The organism is Novosphingobium beihaiense (assembly GCF_022832375.1).
GTDB lineage: Bacteria > Pseudomonadota > Alphaproteobacteria > Sphingomonadales > Sphingomonadaceae > Novosphingobium > Novosphingobium beihaiensis.
Map to the genome: position 1 here is coordinate 55,173 of NZ_JALHLG010000029.1, position 22,253 is coordinate 77,425.

Genomic DNA, 22,253 nt, shown 5'->3' on the forward strand with positions numbered 1-22,253 from the left:
GGCGTGAGCCTATCCGTGCTCGGCGTGAGCGGGCCGAACTTGCCCTCCGTCGATATACCGGCCGTGGGCGGGGTTGTGTTCCTGTTCCCGTTCGCGGAATGGGAGCCGGCTCACGACGAGCTGACCGCCGCTCTGTCGGCAGAGGAAACGGCAAGAGCGGATGCCAAGCGCTTCGCGGAAGACCGCATGCGGCGGAGGCTGTCTTCCGGTTTGACGCGCATGGTCCTGGCGCGGGTGCTGGGCTGCGGGCCCGGCAATGTCGATATTGTACGGACGGACAAGGGAAAGCCTTTCGTTCCGGGCGCGACCTTCCATTTCAGCGTCAGCCATAGCCGCGCGCTGCACGCTGTGGGACTTGCCAGGTGTCCGGTGGGCATAGATGCCGAGCCCTTGCACAGTTTGGCCGACAGTTTGGCCGACAGCTTGGCTCTCGCCGAACTGTTCTTGCGTGAAGACGAGTTGGAAGAGGTCCGCCGCCTACCTGAGGAGGACCGAGACCAACTGGTTCTGCGCCTTTGGACCGAGCGTGAGGCCTATCTGAAAATGACAGGGCGCGGCATTGATGACGATCTGCAAAACGTGATGCGAACAGAAGAAGTGACCGGTACTTGTACAATGATGCGGGGCAGGAATGACCTTGGTTCAGGTGGGGAATGCGGCGTCCATTATCTGGGAGTACACATGAACCATCACCTGTCCTTTGCATCGCCTTTTCCCGTAGCCAGCGCGCAAGCGTGTATGGAAATTACGCGTGGTCCTGAGCTAGGGCTGCTGTAGAGTTGCAGCCCTCGGCTGTACAGTCGAAACCTTCCACCCGACAAACCGTGCTGCGAGAAGTGCCAGAGCCAGGATCAAAAACCCGAGGCACGGCCAAGCCAACAAACCCATGCCACTCCACATGGCCGCTACGATTCCGCCGCGTTTCGCTGAGACGGTCTGTTGCTGCAGGCGCAATGCGTAAATGATTACTCCGGTAGTAGCGAGCCCCGTCAGGGCTGATCCGCAGAGGAACCAGAGGATACGCGTCGGTAAGCCGCCCCATGTGCCGAAATGCAAAGGATCGGCAGCTTCGGAAATGCGTTGGTGGAGCGATAGCTCGTTGCCATGAACGACCTTCACGATGGCCTGAGTGCCTGGATCGAGCATCACGGTATTGGCCCGGTCGCGCACGAGCAAAGCTTCGGCCTGCCCCCTTATGATCACACCGCCGGGCTTGCTGCCCGGAAACCGGATCGCGCGGACATGCAGGCCGGGAAAGCCGCGCCGGGCAATTGCGACAAGCGCGTCCAGGCGGGTTTCGCTCGCCCTGGCCGGCGCCATGACGACGGGTGGCTGCGGGACCGGGGCGGCCGCGCCCATCTTCTCGGCAAAATACCAGACGCCGGTGACGCCGATCAGGGCGGCGAACCACAGGCTCCATAGACCGGCAAAACGATGCAGATCGCCGGTGAAACGGCGGCCATCGTTGCGCCGCCCGGGCTTTCTGCGCGGCACGCGCAGGAAGCCCCGCCACCACTTCTTGTAGACCCAGAAGGCCGTCACGACGGAGGCCAGCAGCGGAAATGCCAGCGCGGAAACGATGGGCACGCCAATCGCCGTCGGCAGCATGAGATGGCGGTGCAGTTCCCGGAACAGGCGCTGCGCGTTGAACCAGGGCGCCCATCCCTGCACGCGGGCCGTCCACGGATCGATTTCGATACGGAAACGCTCACCATTGGCGCGAACGGCAACGGCTTCGGCGGCGAACCAGGGATCGCGCGGAGCATGGAGCCACTCTATGCGCGCATCATTTCCTGCGGCTTTCTCTGCCGCCTCCGCCAGGGCGCCCCAGGATGCCGGCGCCCCCTCCCGCGGTGTCACCCGCATGGAGGGCGTGAGCAGCCAGTCGATCTCATGCGAAAGCGTTGCGATCGTGCCGGTCGCCAGAATGAAGGCCAGAAACAGGCTGAACTGCAGCCCCGCCCACTGATGGACACGCCACCAGAGCGAACGCTTTGGCTGTCTGCGCGCGCGCCCGGCAACGCCAGTCATCAAAGCTTCCAGCGCAATTCCGCAAAGACGCTGCGCGGCTTGCCCGGAAAGTGGCCGGTGCGGTCGATGAAGCCGGAAGAGGCATACGTCTTGTCGAAGATATTATCGATGCGCAGAAGCAGGCTTATGGCAGGCGTAATCTGCTGGATCACGGATCCATCGAAGACAAAGTACGGCTTCACGCGCTGATCGCTCATCGAGCGCCGCGCCGAGACGTAATCGCCGCCCAATGCCACGGCTGTCCCCGTCGAGCGGAACTGATAGCGGCTCCAGAATCCGAGCTGGTGTTTCGGCGCATTCGGGAACCGGTCGCCGATGGCCGAGCTGAAACCGCCGCCACCGTTGTCCTTGGTGATCTTTGTATCGTTATAGGCATAGTTGACAGTCACGACCCAGTCGGGCGTGACATCGGCGGCCAGATCCAGATCGATGCCTTTGCTGGTCACTTCGCCGAAGGACACGAAATCGTCGATGCCGTCGTTGCCCGGATCGCCATCCGGGTGAGCCTGGAGCACGTTGCTGCGCCGGATACGGTAGGCGGAAAGACTGGACTGGACCTTGCCGCCAAACAGCGCGGTCTTGATGCCTGCTTCGAAAATGTCGCCAGTCAGCGGATCGAAAGGGCCCCCAGCCTTGGGATCCTGCTGGGCGATGGATTGCGGTTCGAAGCTGGTGGCATATTGCCCGAACAGCGACACGTCGGGCCGCACGCGCCAGGTCAGACCGGCCCGCCAGGTCCAGGCGTTGCCCGAAGAGGAATCGCCCTGCAACTCGTCGCGATAATCATCATAGCGCCCGCCAACGACAGCAACGATCCGGCCGATCGTTGCTTCTTCCAGCAGATAGAAGCCCATACGGCGCGCGCGGGTGGGGCGGTTATCGGGATATATCAACGTCAGGTCATACGTGCTGGGATCGGTAACGCCATAGTCCGGATCGATCAGCTTGAGCGGGGTGGGCAGCCCCGGCACGGCGCTGGTCGTGCCCCGGGCGCGGTAGTAATTGAGCGATCCCTTGTCCTCGTAATAGTCCATGCCGGCCAGCACGCGGTTCTGAACCATGCCGAGATCGGCTGACCAGATGGCATTGGCGCCGAAAGACCAGCTTTCGTAAGTGCGAAACTGATCGCGGAATTCGCGGATCGTGGAATCGACAATGCCGTCACCGTCGGCATCGAACAGGCCGCGCGGCTCATGGTATTCCTGGCTTTCCTTGGCATCGATATAGCGCAGGGCGAGATCGAGCTGCAGGTTGTCAGTGGGGTTCAGATCCAGCAGGGCCTGAGCCACATTGGATTTGAGCCAGAGGAAGTCGCTGGCTTCGTTGTGGTTCCAGTGCCGGCTGGCCAGAAAATTGCCGTCATCGTCTGCCGGTACGCCGCGCAGGCGGTTGCCGCCAAGATCGATGTCGTAGCGTGTCGCTTGCAGCGTGAGGGAGCCGATATCGAAATCGGCTTTCAGCCCGGTATCGAGGATCAGCGTCTTGCTGTCCGCGTTCCAGCGGAAATCGTCCCTGGATTCGTAAAAGACGCCCGCGCGCGCAGCAATGTTGCCGGTCAGCGGCCCCGTCGCCTCTGCCGAGCCGCCTATGCGGTCCCGGGTGCCAAGGACACCGCGCAGTTCGATTGACCGCTCGAACGAGGGCTTCTTGGTCACATAGTTGAACAGGCCTCCGGGCGCGGTCTGCCCATAGAGCATGCCCGCCGGGCCTTTCAGGAACTCGACACGCTCGATGTTGAAGGTCTGCGGCACCGAGAACCCCGAATAGGGATCGCCGCGAAGCCCATCGTAGAAGTTCTCTTCCTGACGAAAACCGCGGGCGGTGACACCGGCATAGCTGAAGACCGTCACGCCGGAGATGTCGCGATAGAGATCCTGCGCATCGCGTGCGCCCTGATCGCGGATCAGGTCATCGGTAATCACCGTAATCGCCTGGCTCGACACCAAGGGATCGGTCGGCAGCTTACCCGCAGTGGTTTCCCCCACCCGGTACAGCGTTTCGGCGCGGCCGGTCACGATGATCTCTGGCGCGGTGTCTGCATCAGTCTCTGCCGCCGATACCGCGGGCGGTGCGGCGATCAGGCCAAGCGTTACCGGCAGATGGTGAATGCGAATTTTGATCATATACCCCTCTTTCGAGGGCGGTCTCTAATAATAATAATTCGCAATAGCAAGTTCTTGGCGGATATTGCCTCCCCCGAAGTTTTGCGGGCGTGCAGATGCAGATCGCTTGCAGGACCGGCGTTGGTGCGCCCGGCAAAAGCGATCTGCCGGGCTTTCCGCCCCTATTGTTCAGCGTCCGTTACCGTGCTGGATTGGTCCGTGGAGGCGGCGGATTGACGCGCACCGGCGCACGCCAGTAGTCGGCCTGCATCCGGTACCGGTGACTGCAGGCCGTGCCCGCATGGCAAGTGAAATCTACGCCATCGGGGGGAAGATGCACGGTCAGCTGCGGGAACCAGACGGGCCAGTCCCAATGGTTGGACCACAGGCCGATGTCGACAAAAGCACGGCCGATCAGCCCGGGCGTCAATTGGAAGCCCAGATTGTACACCGGATCGCCTACCGAAAAGCGGCTGACGTGATTGGCGTTCACCTTTAGCGGATAGCTCTGGCCGGACGATTTCATGACGCGCCGGCTCTTCGCCACGCGATCGTGCAGGACGAAACTCAGCCCATCGGAAAACAGCTCCAGCTTGACTGCCGGATGCACGCGCGCACCAACTACGCCGAAGTTGCCGCGATTGAGCAGCAGGTCGACGGATTCAAAAGCGCGCGAGAGGGGTGGAGTCGTGCTTCCCGGAGCAGGAGGCGTGAACTGCCCGTTCTTGAAAGGCGCCGGCAGGCGATCGGTCAGATCAAGGCCGATGTCGAACAGGCTAAGATCGCCCTGCCGCCCTCGCGGAAGCTTATAGAGCAGGCCGGAATAGACCTTCGCCTCGGCCACAAGCTCTTGCCCGCCGAACAGCTGCGAATTGGCAATACCTGCCTGCGAATAATCCTGCGGCCCGCCATTGACCGGCACGAATTGCGGCACGAATTTTGCACGCTCGTTGCCGTTCCGGTGCCGGTATTGATAGGTTCCTTTCATCCGGATCGGAAAGCGCAGGCCGAAGCCATAACTGAACCCGGCATAGGGTTCGACATAGTAGGTCCGGCGGCACCCGGTGAAGCACCAGGCGATGGTGATGGAAACCCGCCTGCGCCACTCATATTCGCGGCCATAGGTGAAGCCGGTAAGATAGATCTCCCGGCCGATCGCGATGTCCTCGGAAATATCCAGCGGCTCGCGCGCGGCGAAACCGGTCGCACTTGTCCGTGGCCCCGGCCCAGTGCGCAGGCCATCGGGACCGCGCCTGTGTGCTGGCGGCAATGCGCTGCCTTGTGGCCCGGCTGTTCCGGCAAAAGTCTGGCCGTTTCCGCTATTGCGCCGAGGCGGACTGGACTGGCCGAAGCCGGGCCGTGCCTTGATCCGCAGATCGTGTGCCGCGGTATTGGGCACGAACATCACTTCCTCGATCTCCACCTCGGCGGTGTTGACCATCTCGGCTTGCAGGCCCTCGTCATCCAGCGCTTCGAGGCGGGCGGTTTCCGCCGCACCGATCCGGGACTCGATCTGCGCGCGCTGTGCCGGATCGCGAAAATACCCGCGCAGCTGTGCGATGTCGGCCTTGATCTGCGCGCGCTGTTCAGTCTCCGCCCGCCCGGCTTCGGCCAGTGCGCGCTGGCGCTCCCTCCTGTCGGCCACGAAGCGTGCTGAGGCCTCGCTGCTTGTGAAGGCACGATTGCGTTCGGCCGTAGTGCTGCGGGTAAAGCACTGGATGCCTTGTTTGGCCACGGCCCGGCGGCTTTCCGGATCGCCGCAGGCGCCAGGTTTGAGCGAATAGGAAAGGTATTGACGGACCAGAAGCCCCTTCGGGATTTCTGCGACCTCGAATGCATCGGATTGCACGGCAGCAAGCTGTGGCGCCGCGCGCAGCCGTGCCGCCAGATTGGCCGGAGAAGCGCGGTTCGCCAGAACCGGGCGCATATCAGCCGTGCCCTGCGCCAATTCGATCACTGGTTGCGCGCGCACCGCCTGCAGGGAACGGCGGCGTTGCACCGGCACCGCCTGCAGTAATTCCGATGTGTCCCGATGGCGAAGAAGCACCGCATCCTGCGGCACCTGCGCGTTGAGATCCGAAGGCCGGACCACTTGCGTGCGGTTGGCCGCCACCGATTGCGGGTTCGCCTGTTGCGCAGTGACAGCGGCCGCAATGCCGCCGAGACCCAGCCCGATGGCAGCGGAAACCCTCTTCCCCATAATCACCTCCTATTCCTCGTTGCCGTCACTTTTCGCGTCGAATTGCGGAAAAGGTCAGAGTGAACGTGTCGATTTCCGTCATCCCGCTTTGCCCGGGCCGATCCCCGCCAATGGACACGTTCGAAAGGCGGTACTTCCGCCCGCCCTCGCGCAAGGTGAGATCGAGCTTCCTGCCGCACGCCATCATGGCCTTGATCGCTTTCAGCGAGCGGGCAGCGCGTACTTTGATGGTGAGGTGGCCCGCACCGCCATCCGTGGCTTGCCGTTGCGCACCTGATCCGACGGACAGAAGATCAATCCAGCGGCGATGCTCGGCGTCGGCAGCGGCACAGTGGGGGGAAATGGTGCCTTTGCGTTCATCGGCCACGCCATCCAGCCGCAGGTAAGGACCGGCCTTGGCCGGTCCAGCAACAGCCAGAGCAATTCCGAAAACCGGCAATAAGGCCAAAGTTCTGCGCCGCATCTTCCACCTCTCCCACTTGGATAGTCCCGCGCACTCTAGTGTTTTGGTTCCGGCCCACGTCGGTAGGGCCCCCCAATTTTCACGATTGGCGCACCCAATTTTTGGGCCAGGACTGTTTCGTCCGGGAATTATGCGGCAAACTCAGGCCATGCTTGCCGAACGGGACAACGAACTGGCACGGCTCGCCGCGTTGCTTGCTGCGGCCGGAAAGGGCGGCCATGTCGTCGCGATCGGTGGCGAGGCGGGGATCGGCAAGACGGCGCTTCTTCGCGAATTCGCCAGCGGACTGGCCGATGACTGCGAGTGTATCTGGGGCATGTGCGATCCCTTGCTGACCCCGCGCCCGCTTGGCCCGGTGCTCGATATCACTGCCATGCTGGGCGGACTGGGGGATGACTGGGACACCGCCGGAGGCACGGCGCTGTTCTCCCGGCTGCTCGCCCATCTGGCGGAGCGCCCGCATCCGGCCGTCCTGATCCTGGAGGATGTTCATTGGGCCGATGCCGGGACTCTTGATTTCATCCGCTTCCTCAGCCGCAGGATTACCATTTGCCCGGTGCTGCTGATCATCAGCTACCGCAACGACGAGCTGGGACGGAACCACCCTCTGCTGCAGGTTTTTGGCGACATTCCGGGCAATCAGATGGACCGGATCGAACTGCATCCGCTCTCGCTCGCGGCAGTCGCGCGCCTTGCCGGTGAGAGCGGACGCGATGCCGAAAGCCTGCTCGCCATCACCGGCGGCAATCCCTTTTTCCTGTCCGAAATCCTTGCCAGCCCGGAGGCCGGAAAGGCTGTGCCCGTCTCGGTGCAGGATGCGGTCAACAGCCGCCTTGCCCGGCTGCCGCAAGCGCACATCACTTTTATCGAGGCGCTCAGCGTCATCCCGGTGCCCATCGATCCGGCGTTGCACTGCCGCTGGATCGAGGATCATGAGCGGCTGCTGCAGGACTGCTGCGATCTTGCCATCCTGATCGAGGATTCGGACGGCCGCCTGCGCTTCCGCCACGAACTGGCGCGTCTTGCTACCAGCAATCGCTGCTCCTCGATCGACAAGCGCAATCTGCACCAGCAGCACCTGGTGATGATGCTCGAAAGCCCGGAACGGTACGATACCGGCGAATTGCTGCACCACGCTTGCGGCGCAGGCGATGCTGCGCGCGTGCTGCAATTCGGCCCGGTTGCGGCGGAAAAAGCGGCACGGCTCGGTGCGCACAAGGAAGCCGCCGATTACCTGGAGGCCGCACTCGCCTATATCGACGAGGCCGAACCGGAAGAAGCCGCGCAGCTTTACGAGAGCTGGGCCTATGAGGCAGCCATATCGCACCGTATCGACGACCGGGTGATCGAGGCGCGGCGCCATGCGCTGACCATGTGGCGGGCACTCGGGCGCAAGGAGAAGATCGCTGACAATTTACGGCATCTCTCGCGCCTCCACTGGTATCGCGGCGAGGCGGTGCAGGCGAACCGCTATCTCGACGAGGCGATCAACCTGCTCGAACAGATCGAGGATACTGGCCTGCTCGCACTCGCCTATTCGATGCGGTCGCAGATGCACATGCTGTCGAGCCGCATGGAGGAGGCCATCGAATGGGGCGAACGCGCCGTGGCTTGCATTGCCGGGCAGGCGAAAGCCGGCGTCGAGGTCCACGCGCTCAACAATATCGGGACCGCGCGGATGTTCCTGGGCGATCCGGCCGGGATCGCAGAACTCGAACGCAGCCTCGGCATGGCGCTTGAAAACAATCTGCACGAAGACGCAGCGCGCGTGTTCACCAATCTGTCCGAATACGCCGTCGACATGCGCAGGCTGGCGCTTGCCGAAACGATCCTCGACCGGGGTATCGCCTTCGATACCAAGCACGATCTCGACAGCTGGACATTCTATCTGCTCGGCCGTCAGGCACAGTTGCGCCTCGAACAGGGGCGCCTGCAGGAAGCGGAGGATATCTGCCGGTCGGTGATCGGGACGCCGGGCCAGACGCTGCTGATGAAGCTGCCAGCGCGGATCATGCTCGCCCGCGCGCAAGTCCGCATGGGTGAGGACGACGCGGCAAGGCTGCTGGCCAAAGCGCACAAGGACGCCCTTGCTACCGGCGAAGTGCAGTATTGCATCCCGGTGCTGATCGGGATGGCCGAACGCGCCTGGCTGACGGGATCGGAAGCGCTGGCGGCAGATGCGCTAGGCGGCCTGGATCGCATCGATGCGTGCTGTTTCAGTCTCTGGACGGCCGCCGAATATGCCTTCTGGCAAAGGCTTCTGGGACGGGAGGCCGTACCGGTCAGAACCGCAAGCGATACGGCCTTCGGCCCGGCGCTCGGCGGCGATTTTTCCGCCTCCGGGATGGCGTTCGCCCGGCTCGGTGCAGACTATTTCGCCAATCTCTGCTTCGGCCTTGCGGACAGTCCGCAAACGGTTTCATCCGGCTTTGCGGCTTTGCACCGCCAGGGCGCGAAAGCCGTAGTTGCGCGGTTGACGGAACTGCTGGAAAGCCGGGGGCTGAAGCGTGATGACGTCATCCTGCCGCGCGGGCCATACAAGGCGGCGCGGGAAAACCCCTTTGGCCTGACCGCCAAGGAAATGACCGTCCTTGAATATCTCGCTGAAGGATTGAGCAATGCCGAGATCGCTGACGAGATGTCGCGTTCGCAGCGCACGGTCGAGCACCACGTGTCCGCGATTCTGCAAAAGCTCGAAGCGGAAAACCGGCTGGCTGTTCTGCTGAAGCTCAGGGAACAGCCCTGGATCATCGGCGAACCTGCTGCCGAAACCGGACGATAGCTGCTACGCGCGAACGCCCCTTCGCCGTACTCCGCCAAAGTTGGGAGTGCCCGGTGCGAAAATTGGGCAAGCATACCGATGACGCTGGCAAGCGATCGGCGCAGCGTTGCTCCCATTCGATACGATCAGGAGACACCTCGTGCGCCACACCCGTCTTGCCAGTTTCTGCGCCCTCGCCATTGGTCTCGCCGCGGCGGCACCGGCCTCCGCCCAGGAGGCGCGGATGGACCAGCTGGAGCAACGCCTCACGCAGGAGTTTCAGCGCCAGTTCGTGGGGTATTCGATCGCGATCGCCCGGCATGGCAAAGTCCGGCGCACACTGGTGTCCAGGCTCGCCCGGCGCGATGCCGATGGGCGCAAGGAATGGGGGCCGCGCACCAGAGCCAATGTCGCCAGCGTTTCGAAATCGATCACCGCGATCGCGGTGCTGCAGGCGCTCGAAGCGAACGGACTGACGATCGAGGAACCGGTCGCGCCTTACCTCCCCGCCGGGTGGGCCAGGGGGCGCGGCTTTCGCGAGGGCCAAAGCGTCACCTTCCGGCAATTGCTCACGCATACCTCAGGCATGGGACAGCGGTTCGACAGACTGAAGGCCAACGGCAATGAAGGCCCGTGGGGCAATGACTGGGACGGCCTCAGGTTCGCGGTTGGGAAGGGAGTGGCGCAGCGCTTTCTCGGGCCGGACAAATATGCCGGAGAGAACTACAGCTACAAGAATTCCAACTATGCCTTGTTCCGCATCATCGTGCCCAAGCTGTGGCGCATGTCGCAAGGCGGCGACGGATCGGACGTTCGCAAGGCCAATCACGGCGCACTGTTCGGCCTGTTCGCCGGCGAACACATCTTCGCCCCCAGCGGAGTCGAACAGGCAAGCTGCGTGGAACCGCCATCCGCGCGCCATGCCTATGCCTATGACTGGACTGATTCCACGGGTGCCGGTTCTCCCTTCAACGGGAGCCAGGAAAACTGCGGCGCGCACGCCGGCTGGCGGCTCTCGGCTTCGCACCTCGCCAGGATCGCTGGCCGCGCGGACTGCAATTCAGCCAACAACTGGCCGCTGGACCGGCGGCTGCTTTCGCAAGGGGCCTGTTTCGCGCGTACCGTCCGCAAGCTGGGCTGGGACCGTACTTCGAACGGTTCGAGCGATCGGACCCGGAACCGCTATTGGCATGGCGGTGACCTGTTTTCACGGCGCGAGCGCCCGCGACGGGCGATCCACAGCTGCATGGCCGTGCTGCCCGATGGCTTCTCGGTCGGCGCGATCGCCAATTCCGACAGTCGCGATGGCGAAACCGTCTGCGGTAAAATCCTCGATGCAGCCGAGTTTCTCTGATCTTTGAGACAAGCGTGCCAAGCGCGCAGGCCCGAGCATTCGACGGTTTCATCTCGATTGCCCTTCAAAATCTCGATGGCGGGTGGTCAGATTCCAAATCAGGGCAAGGAAAGAACGATCGGAACTAGGGCCTGTGGGGATTCACCGGGAATTGATGATGGGGGCGGCCAGATAGATCATGGCTGAGAAGCTGTGATCGGTTTTGCAGGCGCGCATGGCGACACGTTTGAACTCCTTGAGCTTGCAGAAGAAGTTTTCGATCAGATGCCGCCATTTGTACACTTCGGCGTCGACCGGGAGTTTGAGCGCCCGAGCGGGACGTTGTGAGATCACGACCTTGGCCCCACGCCTGTTGAGGTCCTCAACGATCCAGTTGGAGTCGTAGGCCTTGTCACCGAGCAAGGCCCCGAATTCGTGCCCCTCAATCAGAGGTGCGACACCGATCGTGTCGAAACGATGGCCCGGTAACAAGACGAAGCGCACGAGGTCGCCTAAGGCATCGGTCAGCGCCACGATCTTGGTCGTCATGCCGCCTTTGGATCGGCCAATGGCTTGGCTCTGAGTCCCCCTTTTCCGCCCGCTGCCGAGACATGGGCGCGGACTGTGGTGCTGTCGATGCTGTAGTGGCCGCTGTCCGCCATGACCTCTGCCAGCGTCACCGCCACGGTCTCCCAGACTCCGGCCTCATTCCAACGCCGGAACCGCCGGTAGATTGTATTCCAACTGCCGTATTTGGGCGGGACATCGCGCCACGGAGCGCCGCACCGAAGCCGCCAGAGTATGCCGTTGACGATCGAACGGTTCTGCTCGGGACGCCTGCCGCGACCATGGTTCTCAGGCTCGATCGGCAGTAAGTCCTTCAAGATGCGCCATTCCGCTTCAGTGAGATCGCTTCTGCTCAAGCCTGCCTCCAAAAAGCAGCCTTGAATTAATGACCGGTTGGAACGTCAACGTAAAAAGGCTTCCCGCGTGCATACGGATCCCATCCGCCTGACAGCGCAAGCCTAACGGCAGCCTTCAACTCTGCTTGATGTAATTGCGGACGATGTCGATTGCCACGGGCGCGCTGAGCGGCTTTCTGGGGCATTGGAAATTGAAGGAGCGCCTCTCGGCCACCTGCCTTTGTGACACGAATTGCAACCTGCATACCCTGCCAACCGTCAGCGGTGCACCACTGCGGCTCACGGCGAAGTTCCCACTCGTAATCATCCCCATCGACGACAAGTGAGCCGGTCAGGGTGCGGGTCGGCAACATACCCACAGCCTATCAAACCGCTCGTATCTTGCCAGCGCCTATCGCCACCGCCCCTTGGGCCGCGAATTTGTCCACGTAGCCTAGGACCAAACATCTAAATCTCAAGAACCTGGGCAGGGGCGCTGAAAGCATAGCCTACACCGTAAGCTGCGCGGATCGGTGACTTTTCGCCTGTCTCCGCTTCGATTTTCTTGCGCAGCCGGCTGACGACGGCATCGAGGTGGCGGTCGTCGAACGAGGTTTGCGGCCGCGCGACGGCCGTGGCCAGTTCAGCGCGTCCGCACGGCTCGCCGTCTTGGCGCATCAGCATGTTCAGGAAAGCAAGCTCCGACGCTGTCAGCGTGACGCTATGCCCCTCGGGCGAGAGGATGGTCCAGCGCCTGGGATCGAGGCTCCATGCCGAGGGGCGCGCAGCGGGTGCGGCGGTGCGGTTGAGGCGGCGGCACAGGCTGACAATCGCCGCTTCGATTTCCTTGAGCGGACTGTGCTTGACCAGATAGATGTCCGCGCCGCTTTCGAACCCGCGAATGCGGGCATCGCTCCCGCCGTGCGCCGTCAGCATGATAATGCCGCAATCATGGTTGGCGCGCAGCTTCGCCGTAAGATCGAAGCCGTCGCCGTCGGGCAGGCCCACATCCATGAGGACGACATCGGGCAGCGCGTCCTGCAGCAGGGCATGGAACCGTGCCGCGCTATCCGCCCCGCGAACGGCGAAGCCGCGCATGGAGAGGTAATCCACCAGATCCGCACGCAGGCGCGGCTCATCTTCGACGACGAGGATCTGTATCACAGGACGGCTTCCGGCAGGGGCAGGCGCACGGTTGCGACGACACCGCCGCTGTCCGACGGTTCGAGCGCCAGATGGCCGTGGTGGTAGGAGAGCAAGCGCCGCGAATTGTAGAGGCCGAGCCCGGTGCCCGCGGTCGACGTGGTGTTCGGCGCGCGGAAAAACCGCTTGCCGATCTTGTCGCGGTCTTCCGCGGGAATGCCGATCCCGGCGTCCGATACGGCAATCGCCAGAGCCTTGTCCGTCTGTCTGGCCGAGACATGGATTGGCCGGTCCTCCGGTGAATATTTCAGCGCGTTGTCGATCAGGTTGATCATCACGGTCTGCAGCATGTCCGGATCCCCGCAATAGGAGGGCAAGGCCGGTTCCGCATCGAGGTGGATGCGGGCCTGAACGTCCATGACCGCGAAGTGATCGCGTGCTTCGGCCAGCATGGCGGCAATGTCGATCTGTTCGAGCCGCAGGACACTGTCTTCGCTTGGGTCGAGGGCCAGAAAACGTTCGAGCAGGGTCAACAGGCGCTGCACCGCTTCGTCGATGGCGGTGAGGCGGCTGTTCACAGCATTCGGGACCGGTGCCAGCAATATGCCCATCATTTCTCCTGCCCGCTGGATCATGGCCAGCGGGGTGCGGAATTCGTGGCTGACCATGCGCAGGAACTGTTTCTGTTCTTCCCGCGCGAGCTTTTCGGACTGCAGGCTGGTGGCGAGCTTCATTTCGAGCTGCTGGCGCCGCTCGATCTCGGCCGAAAGGGCATCGTTCTTGTGCCGCAGCTCGTTCGAAAGGCGGCCCAGGATCATAAACAGGAAGCTGGCGAACAACCCGCTGATGAAGAGATTGGCCTGAAGGAAGAACCAGGCGTTGCCGTTGGTCAATATGTGCTGCTGCCGGTGGTTGAGCGTATCCGCGATCGCCAGCCCGCTCTGGGCGAGGCATGCGATCATGTATTCCCCGATCACGCTGATCGCGATCCAGCGCAGCAATGCGGGATGTTCCCGGTCCGCCGCCAGTTTCAGGCAGAGCGGCAAGACCAGCGTCAGGCAGAACAGTGTAGCGACATGGACGCGCCATGACACGTCGTCCGGTGCGAGGGCGAGCGCGGCGGCAAAGAGGCCGGTGAAGAGCACGAGCCAGGTCGGTCCGAACCAGCGCGGATAAGGCCTGCGGAGAAACTGCGCCAGGCCGACGGCGAACAGCACGCAGCCCAGCTTCACCACGAAGTTATCGGCAATGAGCACGAAGGCGGGCGGTGACGGCCCTCGAAATCCCATCAGCAGAACACCGGCGGCAATACCGCCGAAGCCGAGCGCCAGATTGCGGATTTCACGCGTGCGGCCCCAGGTGTGCCAGAGAGCGAACCAGATCAGTCCCTGGATCGAGACCGAACAGGCCAGCGCTATCATCGTGGTCTTAAGATCAAGCACGGTGTTCGGCTCCGGTGGCGAGGAATACTTTCTGTATACCGATGATCCGGGGATGCAAATCCCGGCGTCCGCTCCCTGCCATACTCGTGGGCGATGTCAGATTTTGTCAGAAAATATAAGAATTTGTGGGTGGAAGGCGATCTTTCCCGCTGGTTTATGACTCTGCGTTCCATCGCATCTCGAAGTGCATGGAACCAAAGGTGGGGCTCGTTGGCCGATATGCACAAGCAGGCGATTTTAGCATTCCGGCTATAGTCGTGTGCGCTGCAGCGCGCCCTCCTGGACCATATCGGGCTTTGAGGGAAAAGGGCGGGCAGATGGCAGCCGGGCAGATGAAACATGTGAAGCGCTTGGGTATTGCGCTGCTCTCCTCCACGGCATGCGTGCCGATGCCCGCGTTCGCGGGTGACAGCTTGCCTTCCGGCGGTACGGTCGTGGCGGGCAGCGCGACGATCCGCACCGGCGCCACGAATGTTACCGTCAGCCAGTCGTCGAAAGCGGCGATCGTCAACTGGAACTCCTTTTCGGTGGGCGCCGGAAATTCCGTTACGATCGATAATGGTTCGGGGGCAACGCTCAGCCGTGTCACTGGGAGCCGCGCGAGCCGGATCGATGGTGCCGTCAGCGCGACCGGCAGCTTCTATCTGGTCAATCCTTCGGGCGTCGTGATCGGTTCCGGCGGCAAGGTGGTGACGGGCGGGGATTTCGTTGCGACCACGCAGGATGTCAGCGACAAGGGCTTCCTCTCCGGCGGGCCGATGGTGTTCGCGGGCGGCAGCCTCGCGTCGATCATCAACAACGGCACGATCACCTCGGCGCAGGGAGACGTGGCGCTGATTGCCCGCAGGGTGGAGAATGCGGGCACGATCAGCGCGGGCAAGGGCACCGTAGGGCTGGCTGCTGGCTACGACGTGCTGATGAGCGATGATGCGGGCGGCAACGGCACGATCTCGGTGCGGATCGGCGGATCGGATACCGGCGTCGTCAACGCAGGAACGGTGCGGGCCGCGCAAGTGGAAATGCGCGCCAACGGCGGCAATGTCTATGCACTGGCGGGTAATACCGATGCCGTGATCAAGGCGACCGGCGTTGCCTCGTCCGGCGGGCGGATTTTCCTGACTGCGGGCGATCAGGGTACCGTGCAAAGTTCAGCGGCGCTTGCCGCCACCGCAGGCGAGGCGGGCGGCCATATCACCGTGACGGGAGGTTCGGTGGATCTGGCCGGGACGCTCGATGTCTCGGCTACGGGGCCCGGCGCGGCCGGGGGCACGGTTTCGGCGGTGGCCGCCGGTTCGCTGTCTTTCTCCGGCGCGATTGCGGCCAGGGGCGGCGCGGGTGGCAGCGGGGGCTCGGTCGAAACGTCGGGCGCGGCGCTTTCCATTGCCGATACCGCGCGGGTCTCGACACTTTCGGACAACGGTACCGCCGGGACTTGGCTGATCGACCCGAATGACCTCACCATCGCGGCCAGTGGCGGTGACATTACCGGCGCGACTATCGCCGCCAATCTCGCGGGCGGCAATGTCGTGCTGTCGAGCAATGACGGGGCGGTGTCGGGCAACGGCGACATCTTCGTCAATGACGCGATCAGTTGGAGCGCCAACACGACACTGACGCTTAACGCCGTACGCAATATCGAGATCAACGCCGATATTACCGCGAGCGGGGCGAGTGCCGGTCTGGCACTGACATATGGCGGCAACTACAGTTTCGCCAACGGCGGGCGCGTGACGCTTTCCGGAGCGAGCGCCACGTTCGCCGCGGGCGGCACGAGCTATACCCTGATCCACGATGCCGCCGCGCTGCAGAACATCACCGGCGGCGGCAACTACGCACTGGCCGGGGACATCGATGCCTCGGGCACGAGCGCATGGCACTCCGGCGCCGGTTTCGCGCCGATTGGCGGCTTCAGCGGGACTCTGATCGGCCTCAATCATGCGATCGACGGGCTGACGATCAATCGCACAGGCGATGGCGCGGTCGGGATGTTTTCCTCGACCAGCGGGGGCTTCCGGGATTTCACCCTGTCCAACGTCTCGATCTTGAGCGGTGGGAACGCCGGCGCCCTGGCCTATCGGTTCAACGCGGGCAGCGGTATCAGCAATGTCCATGTCACCGGCAGCGTCACGTCGGTCGGTGGTGGTGGTCAGGTTGGCGGCCTGGTCGGCTGGGCCGATCAGATTCCGATTTCCGGCTCTTCCTCGGCAGCGACAGTCACCGGGTTCGGGGAGGTCGGCGGTCTGGTCGGGCGGCTTCGGGCAGGGGTGATCGCCAATTCCTATGCGACCGGCGCGGTGACCGGCACTACCGACTATGTCGGCGGCTTGGTTGGCAGCACCTATCAGGGCGGCACGCTGACCAACGTCTATGCCAGCGGTGCGGTCTCGGGCACGACCAATGTCGGTGGCCTCGTCGGTGGCGCGGCCTTTGCCGGGGCGGTGACGGCCAGCAATGCCTATTGGGACACCGATTCCACCGGGCAAAGCACAAGCTTTGCGGGAACCGGCATCAGCAACGCCAATGCCTATACGCAAGCGGCGTATTCCGGCTTCGATTTCACCAATACCTGGGTGATGACCGAGGGCGCGACGCGGCCCATGCTGCGCAATGAATATGCGAAAGTGATCTTCACGCCGCATGCGCTGCAACTGATGTCGCTGGACGTATCCGCCAGCTACCGGCTCGGCGCCGATCTCGATCTGACATCCGCTTTCACCGCCAGCGGCGGGTACTACGGCGATGTCTGGGGCAGCGCGGGATTCGATCCGGTCGGAAAGTTTCCTGGTCTGGCCGACGGTCCGTTTACCGGCATTTTCGATGGCCAGGGCCACACCGTCGCAGGACTGATGGTCAATGGCGGGCCGTCGTACAATGCCGGGCTGTTCGGATACGTATCGGGCACGGTGTCCGATGTCGGCCTGGTCGGCGGCAGTGTCACGGGGGGCGCGATCAATGGCGCCCTGGTGGGTTCCCTTGCTGCATCGGGCGTCGTGACGCGCAGCTATGCGACGGCGGCCGTCACCAGCGGCGGCAATTTCATCGGCGGCCTGGTCGGCCATAACTTCGGCACTATCTCGTATTCCTACGCCAGTGGGACCGTGGCTACCGTGGATCCGTGGTCCGGTGGGTTCATCGGCGGTCTGGTCGGCCAAAATTCCGGCACCGTCTCGTATTCCTATGCCAGCGGGAAGGTGTCCGCCTCCGCCTCTTGGGCGGGGGGCTTCGTCGGCTCGAACAGCGGGACCATTTTCGATTCCTATGCCACGGGAGAAGTCTCGGCAACGAGCGGTAGCAGAGGTGGATTTGCCGGTGGCAACCTGGGCACGCTGAACCATGTCTATTCGACGGGCCGTGTACCTGGGTTTTCAACCGATGTCGGCCTGACATCCTATAATACCGGAACCATCACAGAGAGTTACTGGGATACGGAGACTTCGGGGATCATCCTCGGCTTCTATGGAACGGGCCTGACCACGGCTCAGCTTCAGGGCACGCTGCCGACCGGGTTTTCCGGCTCCGTCTGGGGCACGGATACACACCTTTACCCCTATTTCGGCTGGCAATACGCAACGACCCCGGTCGCCGTCTCCGGTTTTGCCTATAGCGATGCAGGCACGTTCAAGCTGCCCGGTGCGAGTGTGACGGCGATCACTACGGGCACTGCGATCGGCAGCGCATCGACAGGCGCCAACGGCTACTACTATATCCTGGCCAAATCGGGCTCGATCGCGTCCACCGGCGTGCTGAGCTATCTTGACGGCGCGACTGCCAAGGGGGCGGGGTTCGCTGACGTAACCGGCGTCAACGGCATACAGAACCTCGACATTTACGGATCGGCCCTGCGCCTGACCACCGGGCAGAGCACGCTGAGCGGCACCCGGAGCAATTACACCGCGACGCTGGGCTCCTACAGCGATACGGACCTTTCGTCCTTCCTGTCGTCAAACTCCTTCAACAGCCTGACCACGGCCGCCGGTTACGGGGTCTATCTGAACGCCGCTTCCGGCTACAGCCTCGACACGACGCTGACATCGGCCGGGCTCCTGTCGCTGACGAGCGGTGGCACTTTCGGTGTCAACGGCGCGGTAGAACTGGGCGCCGCGGGTGCGCTCAGCGTGAATGGCCCGGTCAGTTGGAGCGATACCTCGGCGCTGACCCTGTCCACGAGTGCGGGCGGCGACATCACTCTGGGCGGGGCGATAACCGGAACCAGCGGAGCCCTGACGATCATGGGCTCGGGCACGGTGGGATCCTCTTCCGCTGTCGATGCCGGCACTTTCGTCATGAATTCGGGAACATGGCGTCAGATCGCATCGAGCCTGCCATCGTTCCATGCCGGCGATTTCCGCATGAATGCCAGCGCGACTTTCCTTCGCGCGACCGGCGGCGACGGCTCCGCTTCCACGCCTTATCAGATCGCCGATATCTATGGCGTGCAGGGGATGACGTCGAACAGCCTTGCCGCCAGCCATTTTGCGCTTGCGCAGGATATCGGCGCGAGCGGGACTGCGAGCTGGAACTCCGGGGCGGGGTTCCTCTCCATCGGGTCTTCAGGAACCCCGTTCACAGGGAGCCTGGCCGGGCAGGGGCACACGATCGCCAATCTCGCTATTGCCCGTTCGGCCACGGACTATGTCGGCCTGTTCGGTTTGATCGGGACCGGCGGTTCGGTCAGCAATCTGGGGTTGAGCGGCGTATCCGTCACCGGGCGCGGCAGTGTCGGTGCGCTGGCCGGGGAGAACCTGGGCACCGTCAGCGCCGTCTACAGCACCGGAAGCGTGACCGGCAGCGGCACGGGCAGCGGCGGCCTGGTGGGCTATAACAATGGCGGGACGATCAGCCAGTCCTTCTCCCAGGCCAGTGTCAATGGCGGGGGTGCCAGCACCGGGGGGCTGGTAGGGGCCAATGCCGGTGCGGGCCACATCGATAATTCCTATGCCAGCGGTTCGGTGACCGGGAACACCGGCTCCGCAACCGTTCTGGGCGGCCTGATCGGCTATAATAACGGCGCGGCGACAGTCACCAACAGCTATGCGAGTGGCGCTGTATCGAGTGCCAACGCGAGTGCTGTCATTGGCGGCCTGATTGGACAGATCGGGACCGGCACGGTGACCGGCAGCTTCTGGAATACGGCAAGCTCGGGGCTTGCCGCGGGCGTCGGCAGCGGGAGCTCAAGCGGGATCACGGGGCTCGATGCCACCGGCATGACGGCCCTCGCGAACTTCACCGGCGCCGGATGGAGCATCGACGACAGCGGCGGCACCAGTTCCGTCTGGCGAATCTACGGCGGTCACACGGCGCCTCTGCTGCGCTGGGGGCTGGCATCTGTTACGGTCACGGCGGACAATGCGTCCAAGACGTATGACGGTTCGGCCTACACCGGCTTCACCTATACGCCATCCGACAGCGGTGCATCGCTGCTGGGGACGCTGGGCAGCGATCTCACGTCCGCGAATGCGGGCACCTATTCAATCAAGAACGGCCTCTATTCAGACCAGTTCGGTTACGACATCATGGCGGTTGCCGGCACACTGACCATTGGCAAGGCGGCGCTGACGCTGTCGGCGGTGACGGACAGCAAGACCTATGACGGCACGGCCTCCTCGTCCGGCACAGTGACGGTGTCCGGCCTTGTCGGCAGCGATACGATCAGCGGGCTCACGCAGTCCTTCGACACGAAGAATGCCGGGGCGAGGCTTCTCTCGGTCGATAGCGGCTACACGCTGAACGACGGCAACAGCGGCGGTAACTACACGGTCACGGCGAACACGGCGGCGGGCAGCATCGGCGCCTACACGCTGACGGCGGGCCTGACGGGCACGGTGACGAAGACCTACGACGGCACCACGTCCGCCACGCTGGCGGGCGGCAACTATACGCTGAGCCCGGGCATTGCGGGTGACGATGTCGTCCTGAACTATGCCACCGGCGGCAGCTACGGCGACAAGAACGCAGGCACTGGCAAGACGGTCTCGGTCTCGGGTCTGACGCTGACGGGCGGTGATGCCGGGAACTATGTGCTGGCCTCGACGGCGCTGTCGGATACGATCGGCACGATAGGCAAGGCCGCGCTGACACTCTCGGCGGTGACGGGCAGCAAGACTTATGACGGCACGGCCTCGTCCTCGGGCACGGTGACGGTATCCGGCCTTGTCGGCAGCGATACGATCAGCGGGCTCACGCAGTCCTTCGACACGAAGAATGCCGGGGCGAGGGTTCTCTCGGTCGATGGCGGTTACACACTGAACGACGGCAACAGCGGCGGCAATTACACGGTCACGGCGAACACGGCGGCGGGCAGCATTGGCGCCTACACGCTGACGGCGGGCCTGACGGGTACGGTGACGAAGACCTACGACGGCACCACCTCCGCCACGCTGGCGAGCGGCAACTATACGCTGAGCCCGGGCATCGCGGGCGACGATGTCGTCCTGAACTATGCCACCGGCGGCAGCTACGGCGACAAGAACGCAGGCACCGGCAAGACGGTGTCGGTCTCGGGACTGACGCTGACGGGCGGTGACGCCGGGAACTATGTCCTGGCCTCGACGGCGCTCTCCGATACCATCGGCACGATCGGCAAGGCGGCGCTGACAGCCAGTGTCTCGGCGCATGACAAGACTTATGACGGGACCACGGCGGCGACGGGTTCGGTTACGGGCCTGACCGGCGTGATCTCCGGGGACAGCGTCTCCGCCTCGGGTTCGGGCACCTTCGTGTTCTCCGACAAGAATGTGGGCACGAACAAGAGCGTTACGGTCTCGGGGCTTTCGCTCTCGGGTGCCGATGCGGGCAACTACACGCTGTCCTCGACGGGGTCCTCGACCGCGAGCATCGGCGCCTACACGCTGACGGCGGGCCTGACGGGCACGGTGGCGAAGACCTACGACGGCACCACGTCCGCGACGCTGGCGAGCGGCAACTACACGCTGAGCCCGGGCATTGCGGGTGACGATATCGTCCTGAACTATGCCGCCAGCGGCAGCTACGGCGACAAGAACGCAGGCACCGGCAAGACGGTCTCGGTCTCGGGACTGACGCTGACGGGCAGCGATGCCGGGAACTATGTCCTGGCCTCGACGGCGCTGTCGGACACGATCGGCACGATCGGCAAGGCGGCGCTGACACTCTCGGCGGTGACGGACAGCAAGACCTATGACGGCACGGCCTCCTCGTCCGGCACGGTGACGGTATCCGGCCTTGTTGGCAGCGATACGATCAGCGGGCTCACGCAGTCCTTCGATACGAAGAATGCCGGGGCGAGGCTTCTCTCGGTCGATAGCGGTTACACGCTGAACGACGGCAACAGCGGCGGCAATTACACGGTCACGGCGAACACGGCGGCGGGCAGCATTGGCGCCTACACGCTGACGGCAGGCCTGACGGGTACGGTGACGAAGACCTACGACGGCACCACGTCCGCCACGCTGGCAAGCGGCAACTACACGCTGAGCCCGGGCATTGCGGGCGACGATGTCGTCCTGAACTATGCCACCGGCGGCAGCTACGGCGACAAGAACGCAGGCACCGGCAAGACGGTGTCGGTCTCGGGACTGACGCTGACGGGCGGTGACGCCGGGAACTATGTCCTGGCCTCGACGGCGCTCTCCGATACCATCGGCACGATCGGCAAGGCGGCGCTGACAGCCAGTGTCTCGGCGCATGACAAGACTTATGACGGGACCACGGCGGCGACGGGTTCGGTTACGGGCCTGACCGGCGTGATCTCCGGGGACAGCGTCTCCGCCTCGGGTTCGGGCACCTTCGTGTTCTCCGACAAGAATGTGGGCACGAACAAGAGCGTTACGGTCTCGGGGCTTTCGCTCTCGGGTGCCGATGCGGGCAACTACACGCTGTCCTCGACGGGGTCCTCGAC

At 63.5% G+C, this 22,253-nt stretch carries 11 protein-coding genes and 1 pseudogene; 5 read left to right on the forward strand and 7 right to left on the reverse strand.

Features of this window, described 5'->3' with window-relative positions:
• Positions 1–3 precede the first annotated feature (3 nt).
• Positions 4–777 carry a 4'-phosphopantetheinyl transferase family protein gene (locus tag MTR66_RS15895; protein ID WP_243922810.1) on the forward strand — a complete coding sequence of 258 codons (774 nt, stop codon included), beginning with the start codon at positions 4–6 and terminating at the stop codon, positions 775–777.
• Here the strand turns inward: MTR66_RS15895 and MTR66_RS15900 are convergent.
• The 4 genes from MTR66_RS15900 to MTR66_RS15915 form a co-directional block, all read right to left on the reverse strand.
• Positions 763–2,031: a PepSY-associated TM helix domain-containing protein gene (locus MTR66_RS15900; protein ID WP_243922813.1), complete on the reverse strand. Its 1,269-nt coding sequence runs from the start codon at positions 2,029–2,031 to the stop codon at positions 763–765. The two genes, MTR66_RS15895 and MTR66_RS15900, sit on opposite strands and share 15 nt — an antisense overlap.
• Entirely contained in the window at positions 2,031–4,154 is a 2,124-nt protein-coding gene (locus MTR66_RS15905; protein ID WP_243922815.1) for a TonB-dependent siderophore receptor, read from the reverse strand. The genes MTR66_RS15900 and MTR66_RS15905 overlap by 1 nt, the downstream gene beginning before the upstream one ends.
• A gap of 178 nt (positions 4,155–4,332) precedes the next feature.
• Complete coding sequence (locus MTR66_RS15910) at positions 4,333–6,333, reverse strand: hypothetical protein (protein WP_243922817.1); 2,001 nt, start codon at positions 6,331–6,333, stop codon at positions 4,333–4,335.
• 25 nt (positions 6,334–6,358) lie between these two features.
• Positions 6,359–6,796, reverse strand: coding sequence for an Hcp family type VI secretion system effector (locus MTR66_RS15915; protein ID WP_243922819.1), 438 nt, complete (start codon positions 6,794–6,796; stop codon positions 6,359–6,361).
• A gap of 130 nt (positions 6,797–6,926) precedes the next feature.
• Between MTR66_RS15915 and MTR66_RS15920 the strand changes: the two genes are divergently transcribed.
• Positions 6,927–9,578 (forward strand): ATP-binding protein, encoded by a 2,652-nt coding sequence (locus MTR66_RS15920; protein ID WP_243922821.1) that lies wholly within the window; start codon positions 6,927–6,929, stop codon positions 9,576–9,578.
• A 139-nt stretch (positions 9,579–9,717) separates the two neighbouring features.
• Positions 9,718–10,911 (forward strand): serine hydrolase domain-containing protein, encoded by a 1,194-nt coding sequence (locus MTR66_RS15925; RefSeq protein ID WP_243922823.1) that lies wholly within the window; start codon positions 9,718–9,720, stop codon positions 10,909–10,911.
• Between the two features lie 141 nt (positions 10,912–11,052).
• On the opposite strand, the pseudogene MTR66_RS21455 reads toward MTR66_RS15925, so the two are convergent.
• A pseudogene (locus MTR66_RS21455) lies at positions 11,053–11,825 on the reverse strand (IS5 family transposase).
• Between the two features lie 131 nt (positions 11,826–11,956).
• On the opposite strand from MTR66_RS21455, the gene MTR66_RS15940 reads away from it, so the two are divergent.
• A complete protein-coding gene (locus tag MTR66_RS15940) occupies positions 11,957–12,139 on the forward strand; it encodes a hypothetical protein (RefSeq protein WP_243922829.1) in 183 nt (60 codons plus the stop codon).
• Between the two features lie 121 nt (positions 12,140–12,260).
• Here MTR66_RS15940 and MTR66_RS21385 read toward each other — a convergent pair whose 3' ends face one another.
• A complete protein-coding gene (locus MTR66_RS21385; RefSeq protein WP_243922831.1) occupies positions 12,261–12,956 on the reverse strand; it encodes a response regulator transcription factor in 696 nt (231 codons plus the stop codon).
• Positions 12,953–14,377, reverse strand: a complete 1,425-nt coding sequence (locus MTR66_RS21390; protein WP_243922833.1) for a sensor histidine kinase — start codon at positions 14,375–14,377, stop codon at positions 12,953–12,955. The genes MTR66_RS21385 and MTR66_RS21390 overlap by 4 nt, the downstream gene beginning before the upstream one ends.
• A 332-nt stretch (positions 14,378–14,709) precedes the next feature.
• On the opposite strand from MTR66_RS21390, the gene MTR66_RS15955 reads away from it, so the two are divergent.
• Positions 14,710–22,253: beta strand repeat-containing protein (locus MTR66_RS15955; RefSeq protein WP_243922857.1), on the forward strand; the 7,544-nt coding region annotated here is incomplete at its 3' end.

Coding starts and splice junctions, on each gene's coding strand:
- MTR66_RS15920 (WP_243922821.1), top strand. CDS start 6,927: ATGCGGCAAACTCAGGCCATGCTTGCCGAACGGGACAACGAACTGGCA.
- MTR66_RS15905 (WP_243922815.1), bottom strand. CDS start 4,154: ATGATCAAAATTCGCATTCACCATCTGCCGGTAACGCTTGGCCTGATC.
- MTR66_RS15915 (WP_243922819.1), bottom strand. CDS start 6,796: ATGCGGCGCAGAACTTTGGCCTTATTGCCGGTTTTCGGAATTGCTCTG.
- MTR66_RS15940 (WP_243922829.1), top strand. CDS start 11,957: ATGTCGATTGCCACGGGCGCGCTGAGCGGCTTTCTGGGGCATTGGAAA.
- MTR66_RS15900 (WP_243922813.1), bottom strand. CDS start 2,031: ATGACTGGCGTTGCCGGGCGCGCGCGCAGACAGCCAAAGCGTTCGCTC.
- MTR66_RS15910 (WP_243922817.1), bottom strand. CDS start 6,333: ATGGGGAAGAGGGTTTCCGCTGCCATCGGGCTGGGTCTCGGCGGCATT.